The 17,072-nt window shown below is 68.3% G+C and carries 14 protein-coding genes and 1 pseudogene; 4 read left to right on the top strand and 11 right to left on the bottom strand.

Annotated features, from left to right (window positions below; translation table 11 throughout):
- The 4 genes from murJ to D9V41_RS18255 all read right to left on the bottom strand — a co-directional run bounded on the left by murJ (position 1) and on the right by D9V41_RS18255 (position 5,995).
- Positions 1 to 1,641 carry a murein biosynthesis integral membrane protein MurJ gene (gene murJ / locus D9V41_RS01105; protein WP_121792685.1) on the bottom strand — a complete coding sequence of 547 codons (1,641 nt, stop codon included), beginning with the start codon at positions 1,639 to 1,641 and terminating at the stop codon, positions 1 to 3.
- Positions 1,634 to 3,700, bottom strand: coding sequence for a DUF6049 family protein (locus tag D9V41_RS01100; RefSeq protein ID WP_133434065.1), 2,067 nt, complete (start codon positions 3,698 to 3,700; stop codon positions 1,634 to 1,636). The genes murJ and D9V41_RS01100 overlap by 8 nt, the downstream gene beginning before the upstream one ends.
- A gap of 55 nt (positions 3,701 to 3,755) precedes the next feature.
- On the bottom strand, positions 3,756 to 5,174 hold the full coding sequence (locus D9V41_RS01095) for a CCA tRNA nucleotidyltransferase (RefSeq protein WP_121793009.1): 1,419 nt from the start codon (positions 5,172 to 5,174) through the stop codon (positions 3,756 to 3,758).
- A gap of 77 nt (positions 5,175 to 5,251) precedes the next feature.
- Positions 5,252 to 5,995 carry a hypothetical protein gene (locus tag D9V41_RS18255; protein WP_208006684.1) on the bottom strand — a complete coding sequence of 248 codons (744 nt, stop codon included), beginning with the start codon at positions 5,993 to 5,995 and terminating at the stop codon, positions 5,252 to 5,254.
- Between the two features lie 808 nt (positions 5,996 to 6,803).
- Here D9V41_RS18255 and D9V41_RS18415 point away from each other — a divergent pair.
- From D9V41_RS18415 to D9V41_RS18660, 3 genes and pseudogenes are all read left to right on the top strand, one after another.
- On the top strand, positions 6,804 to 7,136 hold the full coding sequence (locus D9V41_RS18415; protein WP_243697108.1) for a helix-turn-helix domain-containing protein: 333 nt from the start codon (positions 6,804 to 6,806) through the stop codon (positions 7,134 to 7,136).
- Positions 7,133 to 7,612: pseudogene (locus D9V41_RS18410) on the top strand (IS3 family transposase); the annotation flags it as partial. The gene D9V41_RS18415 and the pseudogene D9V41_RS18410, both read left to right, overlap by 4 nt.
- Positions 7,613 to 7,742: 130 nt before the next feature.
- Positions 7,743 to 7,958 (top strand): transposase, encoded by a 216-nt coding sequence (locus D9V41_RS18660; protein WP_481725432.1) that lies wholly within the window; start codon positions 7,743 to 7,745, stop codon positions 7,956 to 7,958.
- Between the two features lie 67 nt (positions 7,959 to 8,025).
- On the opposite strand, the gene D9V41_RS01080 is transcribed toward D9V41_RS18660, so the two are convergent.
- The 6 genes from D9V41_RS01080 to D9V41_RS01055 all read right to left on the bottom strand — a co-directional run bounded on the left by D9V41_RS01080 (position 8,026) and on the right by D9V41_RS01055 (position 14,894).
- On the bottom strand, positions 8,026 to 9,321 hold the full coding sequence (locus D9V41_RS01080; protein ID WP_121793008.1) for an ABC transporter substrate-binding protein: 1,296 nt from the start codon (positions 9,319 to 9,321) through the stop codon (positions 8,026 to 8,028).
- A 16-nt stretch (positions 9,322 to 9,337) separates the two neighbouring features.
- A complete protein-coding gene (locus tag D9V41_RS01075; protein WP_121792683.1) occupies positions 9,338 to 10,492 on the bottom strand; it encodes a branched-chain amino acid ABC transporter permease in 1,155 nt (384 codons plus the stop codon).
- Positions 10,489 to 11,385, bottom strand: a complete 897-nt coding sequence (locus D9V41_RS01070; RefSeq protein ID WP_121792682.1) for a branched-chain amino acid ABC transporter permease — start codon at positions 11,383 to 11,385, stop codon at positions 10,489 to 10,491. Before D9V41_RS01070 ends, D9V41_RS01075 begins: the two co-directional genes overlap by 4 nt.
- 79 nt (positions 11,386 to 11,464) lie before the next feature.
- Entirely contained in the window at positions 11,465 to 13,309 is a 1,845-nt protein-coding gene (locus tag D9V41_RS01065) for an AMP-dependent synthetase/ligase (protein ID WP_121792681.1), read from the bottom strand.
- Positions 13,306 to 14,115, bottom strand: a complete 810-nt coding sequence (locus D9V41_RS01060) for an ABC transporter ATP-binding protein (RefSeq protein ID WP_121792680.1) — start codon at positions 14,113 to 14,115, stop codon at positions 13,306 to 13,308. The genes D9V41_RS01065 and D9V41_RS01060 overlap by 4 nt, the downstream gene beginning before the upstream one ends.
- On the bottom strand, positions 14,112 to 14,894 hold the full coding sequence (locus tag D9V41_RS01055; RefSeq protein ID WP_121792679.1) for an ABC transporter ATP-binding protein: 783 nt from the start codon (positions 14,892 to 14,894) through the stop codon (positions 14,112 to 14,114). The genes D9V41_RS01060 and D9V41_RS01055 overlap by 4 nt, the downstream gene beginning before the upstream one ends.
- A 100-nt stretch (positions 14,895 to 14,994) precedes the next feature.
- Between D9V41_RS01055 and D9V41_RS01050 the strand changes: the two genes are divergently transcribed.
- The gene (locus tag D9V41_RS01050) at positions 14,995 to 15,597 is read left to right on the top strand and encodes a TetR/AcrR family transcriptional regulator (RefSeq protein ID WP_208006683.1); all 603 of its coding nucleotides are present in this window, start codon (positions 14,995 to 14,997) and stop codon (positions 15,595 to 15,597) included.
- 657 nt (positions 15,598 to 16,254) lie between these two features.
- On the opposite strand, the gene ppgK is transcribed toward D9V41_RS01050, so the two are convergent.
- Positions 16,255 to 17,001, bottom strand: a complete 747-nt coding sequence (ppgK, locus tag D9V41_RS01045) for a polyphosphate--glucose phosphotransferase (RefSeq protein WP_121792677.1) — start codon at positions 16,999 to 17,001, stop codon at positions 16,255 to 16,257.
- Positions 17,002 to 17,072 lie beyond the last annotated feature (71 nt).

Below are 17,072 nucleotides of genomic sequence, written 5' to 3'. Positions count from 1 at the left end.
TCAGCCACGGCGTAGCAGACTGCGGACGACGTACTGGAGTTCGCGCAGCCGGGCCACCTGCGCGGCTGCGGCGTACGCCAGCGCCCCGAACCCGCCGACGACGACGAGGTGCAGCAACGCCGCGACGAACGTCCCGTCCGGACCGAGATCGAGCCGCAGCCACGCCACGCTCGCCGCGACCATCAGCCCGCACGTCAGCACCGTCACGAGCGCCAGCCGGATGAGGAACCTGGCCATCTCGGTGGTGGCGATGCCGCCGACCCGGCGCGACAGCAGGGTCGCCGAGATGGCCAGGCCGACGAGGTAGGCGGCACCGAATGCGAGCGCCAGGATCGTGGAGACCCAGACGGGCGCGACGAGTGCCGAGGCGACGGAGGCGACCAGGACGTTCGTCGCGGCGATGACGGCTTGGATCCAGAACGGCGTGCGGGTGTCCTCCATGGCGTAGAAGCCGCGGAGCACGACGTAGTGGAGCGTGAAAGCCACCATGCCGAGACTGAAGGCCGAGATCGTCGTGCCGATCGCCCCGACGGACGAACTCGCGGCGCCACCGGAGGCAAGGACCTGGGCCAGTTGAGGGCCGAGGACGCCGACCGCCACGGCGATCGGCACGATGAGGATGAGGACGAGCCGGAGCGTGCGGCCGATCTCGGAACCGACACGGGCGAGCCGGCCGTCGGCGGCGTGCGCGGACAGTGTCGGGATGATCGCCGTGGCGAGGGACACCGTGATGACGCCGTGCGGCACTTGAGCCAGGAGGAAGCCGAGGTCGTACACCGTCTGGCCGGCGGCCTCCTGACCGGTGCGGCGCCCCTCGATCGTGGCGCCCGAGCCGATCCGGGCGACCACGAAGAACGCGATCTGGTTGACCACGATGAAGCCGAGGGTCCAGGCGCCGAGGCGGGCCGTGTGACCGAGCCCCACACCGCGGAAGTCGAAGCGAGGCCGGTACCGGAAGCCGACGGCGCGCAGGAACGGCACGAGCGTCGCCGCCTGGACGACGATGCCCAGCGTGGAACCGAGACCGAGCAGGAGAATCTCGCCCCTCGAGAACCCGTCCGCCGCGTCGGACGTGCCGAACAGCCAGGCGTAGGTCCCGAGCATGGCCAGGGCGATGAGGTTGTTGAGGATCGGTGCCCACATCATCGGCCCGAACCGCTGCCGGGCGTTGAGTACCTGACCCACGAGCACGAATGCACCGTAGAAGAACACCTGGGGCATGCACAGCACCATGAGCAGGAACGCCGAACGGCGCTGCTCGGTGAACTCGGGCGTGAACAAGGTGGCGTCGAAGAGCAGCCGCATGATGAGCGGTACGGCGATCGTCAGCACGATCGAGGCGGCCAGCAGGACGAGCAGACCCAGCGTGATGACCCGGTTCGCGTAGGCGTCGCCGCCGTCCTCGTCGTTCTTCATGGCTCGGACCAGCTGCGGTACGAGGACGACGTTGAAGATGCCGCCCGCGACCAGGATGTACAACGAGTTGGGGATCGAGTTCGCGATGTTGAACAGGTCGGCGTTCAGCGAGGCGCCGATGACCGCGATGAGCGCGACCGAGCGCAGCATTCCCGTGAGGCGCGAGACGATGGTGCCCAGTGCCATCCAGGCGCTGGCGCGCGCGAGGGTCGGGCGTTCACTCATCGGCCGACGCCTTCGCTGACGGCTCGGAGAGCCGCCGGAAGCCGCGGCGGTAGAACCGGCGGCCCATCGCCACGACCACGCCGAGCGCTGCGGCACCCATCGCCAGCCAGACGATCACGCCGACCTGACTCGACCGCACATTGAACTCGGCGGGGCGGCCGATCGGCGTCTCGCCGGCCATGGCCTGAGCGGTCAGCGTGGTGGAGGTCTGCCGACCCAGGTCGATGTCGGCGTTGACCGTCCTGCGTTCCCCCGGGGCGATGTCGACCGGGGGGATGACCGCGGGGTCCAGTGCCGGGTTGCTGGCGTCGAGGTCCACCGACACCGAGATGGGCAGGGCCGTGGGGTTGCTGATGGTGAGCGGGAAGCTGCCCTGATTGCTCGACAGCGTGACGGCCCGCGGTCCGAGGACCTCGATGCCGTCGAGGCTCTCTCTGATCTCATCGGCGCGCTGCGCGGCCGAGGAAGCCGCTCGCTCGGGCTGGTCCAGCCAGCGGACCGATACGGCCGATGACAGCTCCCGAGCCAGCGTCGAGGCGTGATCGTCCTGCCCGGTGACCGTGGCGGCCGCCATGGCCTGAGCCTGGTGCAGCCGCTCCACGGCCGACAGCACGGAGCCCGGCAACGGCGCGGTCAGCGGCTGATCGGGCAACTCTCCGTCGTACGCGTCGACACCGCCGGCGAGTAGCTCGTCCAACGTCACCGCGTGGGTGAGATCGTCGCCGCCCAGCGCCGGGACGAGTGCCGCGGCCGAGGCGCCGGATCCGGGGATCCAGGACGGATCGACGAACGTCAGAGCGTCGGCGCGCGACTGCGGATCGACGGCGCGCGAGAGGCTGGCGAGCGCGGCCTGGACCAGGACGCGCTGACGGAGGGTCACGGCGGTCTCGGTGCCGTCGCCGGCCCGCAGCGTGTCGTTGACCGCGAGAGGAGCCAAGCCGCCGCGGGTCTCGACGGTGACCAGGCTGCCGTGGCGCTGCTCCCAGTCCGGCAGCGAGGAGGAACGCACGATGGTCGGGCTCTCCCCCGTGGCCCGAAGTGAGTTCAGCATCGCCGTCGTGGCGCCGGTCTCCGCGGCCCAGTGCGCTCGTCGGCCGGTCAACTGGTGCTGGGCGAGCGCGTCGGTCGTCGCCGCCTCCAGCTGCGGAGCGATCGCCGCCTCCAGGTCTGGGCGGCTCGCGAGGGCCAGCCGGTCGGGGCGGTCGTAGTCGACGATCCAGGTCGCTGAGCTGCGGGCGAGCGCGACGAGGTCCTCGCGGAAGGAGTCGGCCGCGCGCCGATCCTCGTCGTCGATGTCGGCAGCGTCGGGGATGGCGACGTCGTCAGCGAGGTTCTGTGCCGCGTCGAGCACGGCGGGATCGATCACGAGCGTGCGCGACGACGTGGGCAGCGACGCGGCGAGGTCGAGCTGCTCGCGCATGCGTCCTCCGTCGGAGATCGCGTCGCGCAGCGCCTCGACATCCTCGGCGCCGTCCTCACGATGAGGACCGAGCGTGAACGACCACACGAGTCCCGAGGGCACGGGATCCTCCGGTTCGGCGACCCAGGGAAGAAACGTCGCCGCCCGGGCGACCGAGGTCGTACTGGTGTTGCCCTCCGCGTCGGTGGCGAGAATCTGGACCCCCACCGGGTACACGCCCTGGGCACCCGTCACGCCGACCTCGGTGAGCGGAACTTCGAGGTCGTAGGAGGCCGAATCGCCACCGTCGAGATCTCCGACCTCGTCGAACAGGCCGGTCGCGTAGATCCGGTCGCCGATGTAGGTGCGCTCACCACTGGTGAGCGCTTCGACCTGATCGCGGGTGGTGTACGGCGAGCGCGCCATCACCAGGTAGGCGTGGACGTTGGTCCACTCGGCGCTCCCGGTGTTCTCGATCGTGCCCGATATCTGGATCGTCGCGTCGGGGCTCAGCCGCGCCGGGCTCAAGGCGTCGATCGTCACGGTGAGCCCGCCCTGGTCGCCTTCCTCAGCCTGAGCGACGCCCCCGAGGGCGAACCAGAGAGCCGCGGCGCAGACAGCGAGCAGGAGGCCGCGCAGCCGGATCCGTCGGGAGGTCACCGCCCCATGGTAGGGGCGGGGGTACGTCGGGTCGGGCATCGCGACGTCCTGCCACTCAGTCCCGGGCAGCCCACCAGGCGCGGAGGGCCTCCGCGGCGGTCTCCTCGTCCAGCGGCCCCCGGTCCATGCGCAGGTCCAACAGGAATCGATACGCCTCGCCCACGACGCGACCGGGGCCTACCCCGAGGATCTGCATGATCTGGTTGCCGTCGAGGTCCGGCCGGATCGCATTGAGCTCCTCCTGCTGTGCCAGCTGGCCGATCCGCCGTTCGAGATCGTCGTACGTTCGCTGCAGCCGCAGGGCCTTCTTCTGGTTGCGGGTCGTGCTGTCTGCGCGGGTGAGGATGTGCAGCCGTTCGAGTTGGTCACCGGCATCACGGACGTACCGTCGCACCGCGGAGTCGGTCCACTGTCCCGTGCCGTACCCGTGGAACCGCAGGTGGAGTTCGACGAGCTTGCTCACCGCGTCGACGACATCGTTGGGATAGCGCAGTGCGCGCAGCCGCTTGCGGGTGAGCTTGGCGCCGACGACGTCGTGGTGGTGGAACGTCACCGTGCCGTCGGACTGGAAGCGTCGCGTCGCGGGCTTGCCGATGTCGTGCAGGAGCGCCGCGAGCCGCACGACGAGGTCGGGTCGCTCATCGAGACGCGACTCGAGGTCGATCGCCTGCTCGAGCACCGTGAGCGAATGCTCGTAGACGTCCTTATGACGATGGTGCTCGTCACGCTCGAGGATCAGCGCGGGCAGCTCGGGCAGCATCCGTTCGGCGAGGCCCGTGTCGACGAGGATCCGGAGGCCCGCCACGGGATGGTCGGCCAGCACGAGCTTGTTCAGCTCGTCGCGGATCCGTTCGGCGGACACGATCTCGAGCCGGTCGGCCATCTGGGTCATCGCCGCGATGACGTCGTCGGTCGGGCCGACCGCGAGCTGCGCAGCGAATCGCGCGGCGCGCATCATGCGGAGTGGATCGTCGCTGAACGACTGCTCCGCGGTCACCGGGGTGCGCAGCCGGCGATCGGCAAGGTCGTCGAGGCCGCCGAACAGGTCGACGAACTCCCCGTCGGGCAACCGCACCGCCATCGCGTTGATGGTGAAGTCACGGCGCGAGAGGTCGCCGTCGAGGGTGTGGCCGAAGGCGACGACGGGTTTGCGCGTCGCGGGGTCGTACTCGTCGGTGCGATACGTGGTGATCTCGAGCTGATCGGAGCCCTTGCGTGCGCCGATTGTGCCGAACTCACGGCCCACGTCCCAGGTGGCATCGGCCCAGCCGGCGACCACCTGCTCGATCTCCTCGGGAGCGGCCGACGTCGCGAAGTCGAGGTCGTGGACGACGCGGCCGAGGAGGGCATCGCGCACCGGACCACCGACGAGGACGAGCTCGTGCCCCGCCGCGGAGAAACGGCGGCCGAGCTCTGCCAGCACAGGATGCGCGGACAGCAGTGCGTCCAGGCGTTGGCGTTCGAGATCGGTCAGCTCAGGCACGATAGGCCACCTTACCGGCGAGGGCGCAATCGCTGAGGCGTCGGCGGGCTTCTTCAGCCGGCGATGCGTCAGGGCGACGGGGACACCGTGTGATGCTGCACGCGGATGCCCTCGGCGGCGAGGTACGCGCGAGATCGCCCCCACCGACGGTCGGTCGAGAACACCTCCCACGGCTCGACGAGACCCTCGGCGTGGATGACGTCGCGGAACCGGCGGAAGGCCCCGGCACCGGATATCGCCTGCTCCATCCGATGACGAAGTGCTGCGTCGGTCTGCCGCACGGCGAAATCGGCCATGTCGCGCCAGGCCTCCCGCGATCCTCGGCGCTCAAACCGAAGCCAGCGCGTGGGTTCCTGCTCCACGTCGATGACCACGTCGTCGCCGACCACCATGGCATCGGTAGCGGTCTCGTCATGAACCTGACCGGTGAGCAGATCGAGGTAGCCGCCCGATGACATCGTCATGTCGCCCTCCAGCTCGCTGCTCAACTCGTCGAGATCGACGGGCAGCAGCCTGGCATCGATGTGCTCGCGTCGCAGACAAGCCAGCAAGTCCTCCGCTAGCACCAGGTCGCCTGGGTCATCGCGCCAGGTCAACCGATCGATGAGCGATAGCGCGACGGGCTCGGCCTCGTCGCGCCGCTGCGACAACGCCATCGGCACCACGGCCCCGATCTGTTGCAGCGCGTCGTCCACATCGCGCCCCGCCACCGCCTCGAGGAAGAGGTCGGCGTCCCCGTGCGCGGCTGCCCCGCGCACCGCGCGCAGGTCGAGCGAGAGCTGTTGTCCGCGGTCCGGCCAGGACAGCAGCATCGGATGAGGACGTTCGGACGTCGGGGTGCTCGGCTTTGGCCGTCATCGTCGGCCCATCGCCGCCCGTACTGGTCGGGAATGGTTCCCCAGCCCCAGTACGGCAGCGGCGTCTTCGGCCGCGTTCCGAGCTGACCCACCGGGTCGATCTTCTGGTGGTCGACCACGCATCGGTGGGTCCACGCGTCACCGAGGTCGAAGACGAACCGGAACTCGTCCCCCAGCTCGACGGTCGAGGACACGGTGGCCGAGGCGACGTTCAGGGTCGCGGTGAGCGGTCCGACCGGCGACTCCGACAACTCGGCCGCGCCGCCGTCGCCGGTGATGACGCGCCCGTCGCCGAGCGTGAAGACCGACAGATGCGACCGATCCCACCGGGCGAACGCGTCGTTGATGGCATGGGCGAGATCGAGGAAGGTGTGCGACGGTCCCACCGCGAAGATCCGCCCTGGCCGGGGCCATAGCTCCTCGCCACGCCCACCGAGCAGCTCCACCGTCACCGACAACCAGTTCCGTGCCACGGCTCAAGAGTTCCAAAGGGACTGTGGGTGCCGTCAAGACAAGCATGACGAAGGGGCCGCACCCCGAGTGAACTGACCCCCGGGAGTTGGACTGAGAAATTCAGGTCCGACTTCTGGGGGTCAGTCATATGCATGGGCGAAGTTCGTTGACGGAGCAGCAGCGTGTCCTGGCGGTAGCGTGCTTCGAGGAAGGTCGCGGTGAGCAGTCGGTCGCGACGGAGCTCGGCGTGAGCGGGCCGGCCGTGAAGCGGCTTTACGACCGCTGGCGTGTGCGTGGTCGAGGAGCGCTGGTGTCCAAACCGACGAAGCAGTCGTACCCGTTCGAGGTGAAGCTCGAGATCGTTACCCGGTTCCTTGCAGGGGAGCCGAAGGTCGACCTCGCCCGTGAGTTCGGGGTGTCGTCGCCGAAGCTGATCGAGACGTGGGCGCGGAAGTACCGCAACGACGGCGAGGACGGTCTGAGACCGAAGCCGTTGGGGCGGCCGCGTGGGTCGACGCCGCCGACGGGCGGCGAGGAGTCGGAGCTGGAACGGCTGCGGCGAGAGAACGAGTACCTGAGGGCTCAGAACGCGTACTTGGGAAAATTGCGGGCCTTGATGGAGGAGAGGCGACGGACAAGGTGAACGCCGTCGTCGCCCTCAAGGCCGAGCACTCCCTCACCACCCTGCTCACGGTCGCGCAGCTGCCGCGATCGACGTTCTTCTACCACCAGGCCCGTCTCGACGCCCCGGACCGGCATGCGGAGCTGAAGGACGAGATCCGGAGGATCTTCGACCGGTTTGCGGGGCGCTACGGGCACCGCCGCATCCACGGCAAGCTCCGCGACGCGGGCTGGGTGGTGTCGAAGAAGACGGTGTTGAAGCTGATGCGTCAGCTCGGGCTGCGGTGTCAGATCCGGCGGCGCAAACGCTACAACTCGTTCAAGGGCGAGGCCGGCAAGAGCGCACCGAACCTCCTCAAGCGGGACTTCACCGCCACGGGCCCGAACCAGAAATGGGTCACCGACGTGACCGAGTTCCGTGTCGGGGACCGGCGCGTCTACCTCTCGACGGTGATGGACCTGTTCGGACGGGAGATCATCGGCCACGCCGCCGGCATCTCCCCGAACCTCGAGCTGACCAACACCTCGCTGCGTCACGGGCGAGAGGCCGATCGTCCACTCCGACCAGGGGTTCCAGTACCAGCACGCCTCCTGGCGGAAGCTGCTGAAGAACCACGCGGCCCAGTCGATGTCCCGCAAGGGCAACTGCCTCGACAACACCGTCATGGAGAGCTTCTTCGGCCACCTCAAAGACGAGCTCTACTGCAACACCACGTTCCTCACCGTCGACGCCCTCATCGCGGCGATCCACACCTACATCACCTGGTTCAACACCGAGCGGGGCCACTCAACGCTCAAGGGCCTGAGCCCGGTGCAATACCGGACCCAGGCCCTCGCTGCGTAGGCTCCTACTTGCCCAGTCCAACTTCTGGGGACCAGTTCATACGCCCGGCCCCTCGCGTCGTGATGGGTTACCGCAGTGCGAAGCAGGGCTCAGAGAAGTCGTACGACTCGGCGGTCGGGCCGGCCGACATCTCCTGCTCGATCGAGACGCCCGTCGGAGCCTCGGGATCCACCCTGCTGATGACGCTCTCGCGCCACGCCACCTCGTCCGGCTCACCGGCCTGGTTGCCCGACTCCGGCGGCAGGATGTCCTCGTAGTCGACCTCCTCGAGGTTCTGCGCCGCCTCGACGAGGTTGGCGCGGGTGATGCCGCCGTCCATCTCAGCGGCCGCCTCGAGCGCGGCGAGAAGCGGGTAGCTCCACGCCCAGCCTGCGGTGTACCCGTCATTGGGCGTGACGTCGCCGAGCGCGTTGCGCATCGCCTCGTGACCGGGGGTGTCGGTGCCCCACGGTCCCCACGGTCCGGCCTGGAAGTACATGGCCTCCAGCGCCGGTGCGGCCGCCGACTGCAGCAGCGCCGGGTTCCACGTCGGGCTCGATCCGACGACCGTGCCCTGCCAGCCCTGAGCCGCCGCGCCGCCGACGATCGTCGCCATCTCGGCCGGACCGGTCGTGACGACGATCAGCTCGGGCTGCTGCTGCAGCACCGCGGCCACGGCACCGGCCTGGTTGTCCTGGCCGGTCGGCGTCTCGACCTCCACGAACTCGAGGCCGTTGGCTTCGGCCGCCGCCTTGGCACCCGCGGCCGCGTCTCCGCCGTAGTCGTTCGGGTACTTGATCGCCATGACCGTGCCGCTGACGCCGCGCGCCTGAACCGCCCAGTCGACACCGTTCATCGCCTCGAAGCAGTAGTTCGCGCCGCTCTCGAGGATCTGGTCCTCGAACGACCACGCGGAGTTCCACGACGCCGGGATGCCGATGACGTCGTCGTTCTTCATGTCCTCGAGGATCGCCAGAGTCTGCGACGACCCGAGGGTCTGCCCGAGCGCCAGGATGTCGTTGCGCATCTCCTGGTAGCGCCGGTTGTGGATCTCCGGGTTGTACTCGGCGTCGGCGATGTGGTCCTCGATGTTGATGTCGTAGCCACCGACACCGCCCTCCTCGTTGACCCGCTGCCAGAACGCCTTCTGCGCGTCCGTGATGGGCACGGCCAAGGGCGCGAACGGGCCCTTGGTGAGGTCGGAGATGGCGCCGAGGTAGATGCAGCCGTTGTCCTCGTTGACCGCGTCCGGACAGGGCTCCTCGGTGATGCCGGCGCTCGCGCCGTCCTCGTCGCCGCCTCCCCCGCCGCGGCACCCGCTGAGCACGAGGGCGGCGATGGCTGCTCCCGCGAGCGCCCGGGTCATGAATCGTCGGTGCGTCATGATCACTTCTTTCCTTTCAGTAGGAGAAGGGCCAGCCCTTCCAGTAGTTCCGGATCCGCATCCAGATGCCGAACAAGCCCCGAGGCTCGAAGATGAGGAAGCCGATGATCAGCAAGCCGTAGAGAATGGCCTCGAACTGGAAGACGTTGATGATGCCGCCGCCGGCCGTGGACGTGCTGATGACCGGGAAGAGGTGCGCGATCTCCTGCGCGATGCGTGGCAGCGAGGTGATGAACAGCGCGCCCATGATCGAGCCGGAGATCGTCGCGACGCCGCCGATGAGCACCATCGCGAGGTACTGGATGCTCAGCAGCAGCCCGAAGGCGCCGGGCTCGAACACGCCGACGACGGCGTAGTAGAGAGCACCCGCGACCCCGGCGAAGAAGGACGACATCGCGAACGCCATGACCTTGTAGACCGTCAGGTTCACGCCGATCACCGCCGCCGCGACGTCGCGGTCGCGCACTGCCGAGAACGCGCGGCCGACGCCGGAACGGGCGATGTTGCGCCCGAGGAACGCGAACACGATGAGGAAGACGAGCGCGAGCAGGTACTGCTGCTGGTCACGGCTCAGGCCGAGGCCGAACAGGGTGCCGGCCTGGGCGAAGTCGACCCCGAACAGCTCGAGGTCGGGACCGCGTCGGCCGACGCCCGGACCGCCGGTGAAGGTGCGCGCCTCGCGGAAGATGTGCTCCCCGAGGAACACCAAGCCGAGCGTCACGATCGCCAGATACAGGCCGCGCAGCCGGACCGCGACCGGACCCACGATGAGCCCGGCGACGGCGGCGACGACCCCCGCGGCCGGGAGCCAGATCCACATCGGCAGCCCGTAGCCGGTGACCGACCCTTCCGGGTCTCCACCCAGCACGGCTCCGGTGTAGGCGCCGATGCCGAGGAAGAAGGCGTGTCCGAGGGACACCTGCCCGGCGTACCCCGTGACGAGGTTGAGGCCGATGGCTCCGACGGAGGCGATGAGGCCGAGCGTGAAGATCAGCAGCAGATCGTCGGTGACGAAGAACGGCACCGTGAACGCCGCGAGGATGACCAGCGCGGTGGAACTACGCTTGGCCGGGGTGTTGAGTAGCCCCATGTCCTGTGCGTACGAGGTGCGCAGCAGGGGGCGCCCCCGCGGCGGCCGCGGAGCGCGGCGGGGGGTGAGCGTGCTGGTCATACGCGTTCCACCTCTCGGGTGCCGAAGAGTCCGTACGGTCTGACGAGCAGCACCAGGAACATCAGGGCGTAGGGGGCCACGAGCGCGAAGTTCGCGCCGAGGAACGGAGCGACGTTCGGCTGGTAGACGGCGGTGAGTGATTCGACGATGCCGACGGCCAGGCCCCCGATGACGGCGCCCGGCAGGCTGTCGAGACCGCCGATGATGATCGCCGGCAGCGCCTTGAGCGCGATGATCCAGGTGTTCTGCTCCATGCCGGCCGAGCCGGCGGCCACGAAGGTCCCCGCGATCGTGGCCAGACCACCGGCGATGGCCCAGGCGAGCGCGAAGATCGCACCGACCCGGATGCCCTGGGCGAGGGCGGTCTCCTGGTTCAGCGCCGTCGCTCGCATCGCCAGGCCGGCCTTGGCGTAGCGGAAGAACATGACGAGCGCGACGACGGTGATCGCGGTGACCGCGATGAGCGCGACCCGCTGATGAGTGATCGAGAGCCCGAAGACCTCGTACTGCCGCGACCCGTTGGGGAAGGTCACGATGCGGGGGTTCGCGCCCATGTAGCGGTTCGCGCCGATGCGCAGCACGATGTCGACACCGATCGTGATGATCGCGAGCGTGAAGACCGGCTTGCCGACCATGGGCCGCAGGGCGAGACGCTCGACGGCCATGCCCAGCAGAGCGCCGAGGATCATCGCGAGCAGCAGGCCCGGCCAGAACGGCAGCCCGACCTGGGTGGTGAGGTGGTAGCTGAAGAGTCCGCCGCACACCATCAGCGCCGGTTGAGCGAAGCTGATGACGTGGGTGGCCTTGTAGATCATGACGTACCCCAGCGCGAGCAGCGCGTAGATCGCGCCCTGGCTGAAGCCGTTCAGCACGGCTTGCGCGAACGTGTTCATACCGTCACCTGGCCTAAGGAAGTCGAGAGGGGGCACACGACGGCATGACGCGGCGGGGTGGTCGCTCGTGGGCTCGCGGTCATGCCGGCACCTCCTCGGGTGCCTCGTCGTACATGGCGGCGATCTGCGCCGCGAACTGCTCGGTGATCGCCGACCGCTTGACCTTCTGGGTCGCCGTGAGTTCGCCCTGCTCGTGATCGAGCTCCTTGGGCAACAGCGCGAACCGTTTGATCGTCTCCACGGAGGCGAACTTGGTGTTGGTCTCGTTGACGATCTGCTGGACGAGCTCGCGCACCTCGGGCTTCTCGGTGAGGTCGCGGTACGTCGTGAACGCGATCTTGCGCCGTTGCGCCCAGTCGCCCACGGTGTCCAGCTCGATACCGATGAGCGCCGTCAGGTAGCGGCGGCGGTCGCCGACGACGATCGCCTCCTTGATGTACGGCGAGGACTTGAGGCTGTTCTCGATCTCGCTCGGCGCGATGTTCTTGCCGCCGGCGGTGATGATGATGTCCTTGATCCGGTCGGTGATCTTGATGTGCGTCCCGTCGACCCATTCGCCGACGTCGCCGGTGTGGAGCCAGCCGTCGGGGTCGATCGTGCGGGCCGTGGCGTCGGGATTGTTCCAGTAGCCGGCGAACGTGCCCGCGTGACGGGTGAGGATCTCGCCGGTCTCCTCGTCGATGCGCACCTCGGCGCCCTGCTGCGGCTCGCCGACCGTGCCCACCTTGATGCGGCCGGCGACGTTGGCCGTGGCGATCGCGCTGTTCTCGGTCATGCCGTAGACCTCGTGCATCGAGAGGCCGATGCCCATGAAGAACTCGAGCACCTCCGGGGCGATCGGAGCCGCACCGGACGCGGCATAGCGAGCCTTCGCCAGACCGAGCCGCTCGCGCAGCGGGCGGTACAGGAACACCCATCCGAGCGCATAGGCGAGCCGGGTGGCGAGCGTGTGATTGCCCTCGTTCTCGACGAGCTTGCGGCCGATCCAGCGCGAGACGCGCATCCACAGCGCGAAGTTCGCGCGCTTGAGCCGCGACGCACCGCTCATCCGGATGTGGACGCCGGCGGCGATCTTCTCCCAGATGCGAGGGACACCGAAGACGATGGTCGGTTGCACCTCGCGCAGCGCGACCTGCACCGTCTCGATCGACTCGGCGAAGTTGACCTGTGAACCGACCGCCGCGTTGAACCACGTCGTGAAGACGCGCTCCGCGACGTGGCACAGCGGCAGGTAGGACACGATGAGGTCCTTGTCGCTCGCCGGCGGGTCGACGAACGCGCCCTGATTGGCGAGCGTGTCGATGACGAACTCGATGTTGCTGATGGTCAGCATCGCGCCCTTGGGCGGGCCCGTGGTGCCGGACGTGTAGACGAGCGTCGCGACGTCGGTGAGCTCGGCCTGCTCGGCCCGCTCCTCCACCGCCCCGGGGTGTTGGGAGCGGTGCTCCTCGCCGAGGGCGAGGAACTCGTCCCACGACATGAGCCGCGGATCGGTGTACCTCCCGCGGATACCGCGAGGGTCGATGTAGACGATGTGCTTGAGGTCGGGGAGCTCGTTGACGACCTCGAGTGTCTTGTCGACCTGTTCCTGATCCTCGGCGATGAGCACCGACGACCCGGAATCACTCAGGACGTGGCGCACCTCGGGCGCAGGATTCGTGGGGTACAACCCGACGGTCACCGCGCGTACCGCGGTGATGCCGATGTCGCTGAACAGCCACTCGCGCCGATTCTCGCTGTGCACCGCGACGCGGTCGCCGGGCTGCACGCCGAGCGCCAGCAGGCCGTGCCCGACGAGGACCGCGTTCTGCCAGTAGTCCTGCCAGGTGACCTGTTCCCAGATGCCGAGGTTCTTCTCGCGCATCGCGACCGCGCCGGGAGTGCGCTCGGCACGCTCGCGAATCCGCAGGGCCAAGGTGCTCATCGACTCGAGACCTCCTCGATGACGTCGGTGGCGGCGTCGTCGACCGTCCCGAGATACGCGCGGACGACGTCCGGATGGTTCTGGACCTCGTGCGGGGAGCCGATCGTGATGGGGACGCCGAAGTCCATCGCCATCACGCGGTCGGCCAGGTCCATCACGAGCCCCATGTCGTGCTCGACGAGGATCATCGGAATCTGCAGCTCGTCGCGGATGTCGAGGATGAAGCGCGCCATGTCCTCGGTCTCCTCGCCGTTCATGCCGGCCACGGGCTCGTCGAGCAGCAGCAGGCGTGGCTCCATCGCCAGGGCGCGTCCGAGCTCGATGCGCTTCTGGACGCCGTACGGCAACATGCCGACGGGGAGATGCCGGTAACTCTCGATCTCGAGGAAGTCGATGATCTCCTCGACGCGCCGGCGATTCGCGACCTCTGCCCGCCGTGCCTTGCCCAGCCAGGCGACCGCCGACGGCCACCCGTAACCGAGGTGATGGTGCCGGCCGAGCATGAGGTTGTCGACGACGTCGAGGTTCTCGAACAGCTCGATGTTCTGGAAGGTGCGAGCCAGACCGCGCTCGGCGATCCGATGCGGCGCGACACCCAGAATCGACTCGCCCGCGAAGCGGACCTCGCCGACCTGTGGGCGGTAGACCCCGGACAGGACGTTGAAGATCGAGGTCTTTCCGGCGCCGTTGGGACCGATGATCGCGAACAGTTCGTGTCCGCGGATGTCGAAGCTCACGCCGCCGAGCGCCTTGACGCCCGCGAAGCTCAGCTCGACGTCGGTCACCTCGAGGATGGATTCGGTCATGACAGCCACCGCTTCCTGCGCTTGTAGTGCTTGATGTCGCGGTAGGAGGTGGCGAGTTCGCCGCGACCGAGATAGAAGTCGCGGATGTCGTCGTCCTCCAGGAGGGCGGCGGCGGGCTGATCCATGACGATCTTGCCGTGCTCCATGACGTAGCCGTGCTGGGCGATCGAGAGCGCCATGGTCGCGTTCTGCTCGACCAGGAGGACCGTGGTGCCGCGCTCCTCGTTGATCTGCACGACGATGTCCTTGATCTGCTGCACGATGCGCGGAGCGAGGCCGAGGCTCGGCTCGTCGAGCAGGATGACGTCGGGCTGCGCCACCAGCGCTCGTCCCATCGCGAGCATCTGCTGCTCGCCACCGGACAGGTAACCGGCGGTGCGCTTGCGGCGCTCCTTGAGTACCGGGAACAGCTCATAGATCTCGTCGATCGAGTCGGTCAGGCTGCCGCGACGGGTGTGTCCGCCGACGCGCAGGTTCTCCTCGACGGTGAACTCCCCGAAGACGCGGCGTCCCTCCAGCACCTGACCCAGCCCGGCGCCCACGATCTTGGGGGCGTCCCATCCCTGGATCGGTCGGTCGCCCAGCAGGATCTCGCCCTTGGTGATCTTGCCGTCGTGGATGTCGAGCAGACCCGACAGCGCACGCAGCAGCGTGGTCTTGCCGGCACCGTTGGCACCGAGCAGGGCGACGATCTGGCCGCGGGGCACCGTGAGGCTGACCCCGCGCAGCACGAGGATCACGTCGTTGTAGACGACCTCGAGGTTCTTCACGCTCAGCACGACGACTCCCTAACTCCCGCGTGAGTGAATGCCCAGCATCCTGACACACAACGTGAGCCGCGTCACGTGATTTCTGCACATGGGGTGTAAATTTCTTCCCGTGAGAGAATTCGCCTCGCGTCAGACCGACGGGCGGGCACGCCGATCCGAGCGCACGCGCGCTGCCATCGTCGATGCTCACGTGCGGCTGCTCCGTGGCGGAGAACTGCGACCCAGTGCCAAACAGATCGCCGAAGAGGCCGGGGTGTCGGTGCGGACGCTGTGGGGGACCTTCGGCGATATGGAGAGCTTGTTCGCCGAGACGGTCGACTACTGGTTCGCCTCCGACGACGCTCTGGCCGAGCCGATCGACATCGATCAGTCGCTCGACGAGCGCATCGCGCAGTTCTGCAAGGGGCGCGAGCGCCGGTTGCTGAACATCGCCCCGGCGGCCCGGGCCGCCCTCCTGCTCGAACCGGTTTCACCGACCCTGCAGTCGAGCCGCGAGGGGCACATCGATCGCGTGCGCCAGGAGATCGCTCGGGTGTTCGCGGTCGAGATCGACCGAAGCGACGACCCCGACACGCTGCTGGACGCGCTCGCGGTCGCGACCAGCTGGAACGCGTGGTCGTTGCTTCACGACGATCACGGGCGTGAAGCCGCGGCCTGCCGCGCCGCGATGGAACTCACCCTCCGCGCCCTCCTGACCCCCACTGCCGAGTAGCAACCCGTAGCTGGTCGAGTAGCGGCGAGCTCTGCGAGCGGCGTATCGAGACCAGGTGACGTGACGTGGTCTCGATACGGTCGGCCGCGGCCGGCCTCCCTACTCGACCAGCTATGGCGCGGGTTGTTGGTGGTCGAGTAGCGGCGAGGGACGAGCCGCGTATCGAGACCCACATCGCGGGCGGCTTGGCTACTCGACCATCGATGGGGTGGATGGTTGGTGGTCGAGTAGCGGCGAGGGACGAGCCGCGTATCGAGATCCACATCGCGGGCGGCCTGGCTACTCGACCACCGATGGCGCGGGTTGTTGGTGGTCGAGTAGCAGCGAGCTCTGCGAGCGGCGTATCGAGACCGGGTGACGTGACGTGGTCTCGATACGGTCGGCCGCGGCCGGCCTGCCTACTCGACCAGCTACACCCGGGTTAGGTGGTCGAGTAGCGGCGAGCTCTGCGAGCAGCCGTATCGAGACCGGGTGAGGTGGTGTGGTCTCGATACGGTCGGCCGCGGCCGGCCTCCCTACTCGACCAGCTACACCCGGGTTAGGTGGTCGAGTAGCGGCGAGGGACGAGCCGCGTATCGAGACCAACGAACGCGGCGTGGTCTCGATACGGCTGCTCGCAGAGCTCGCTGCCTACTCGACCACCTATGGGCCTGGCGGTCAGTGTTCTTCGGCGGCGAGGGCGGCGGCGCCGATGATGCCGGCGTTGTTGCGCAGCTCGGCGGGGATGATCTCGGTACGGAGCGAGAGCAAAGGCAAGAAGCGCTGATGGTCCTTGCTCACCCCGCCACCGACGATGAACAGGTCCGGCGAGAACAGTCGCTCGAGATGGCTGAAGTACTCCTGGAGTCGCCCGGCCCACGACTCCCAGCTGAGATCTTCGCGCTCCCGCGCGCTGGTCGCGGCGTAGTGTTCGGCGTCGCCGCCGTGGAACTCGAGATGGCCGAGTTCGGTGTTGGGGACGAGCTTGCCGTCGATGATGAGCGCCGAGCCGATGCCGGTGCCGAGGGTGATGACCATGATGACGCCACCACGGCCACGCGCCGCCCCGTACCGCGCCTCGGCGACGCCTGCAGCGTCGGCGTCGTTGACCACGTGCACCTCGCGACCGAGCCGCTCGGTGAACAGGGTGTCGACGTCGGTGTCGATCCAGCTCTTGTCGATGTTGGCGGCCGTCCGGGCGACACCGCGCTGGACGACGGCAGGAATCGCCACGCCGGTGACCGGAGGCTGCGGCGCGTCGGGGAAGGCGTCGATGATCTTCTGACAGACGTCGGCGAGGGCCTCGGGTGTGGACTGCTCCGGAGTGTCGAAGCGGGTCCGGTCACCGACGAGTGCGCCAGTGTCGAGGTCCACCGGAGCGCCCTTGGTGCCCGTGCCGCCGATGTCGATGCCGAATCCCATCATGGCGGCGAGTCTAATCGGGTCTGCGCTGGTTCGTTCGGCGCACGAGGCCTCGATCGAGCCGGGGCCCTACC

It is taken from the genome of Aeromicrobium phragmitis (assembly GCF_003674095.1).
Taxonomy (GTDB): Bacteria; Actinomycetota; Actinomycetes; order Propionibacteriales; family Nocardioidaceae; genus Aeromicrobium; species Aeromicrobium phragmitis.
The sequence above is the reverse complement of the archived record's forward strand: the minus strand, read 5'-3'. Positions and strand labels throughout refer to the sequence as shown.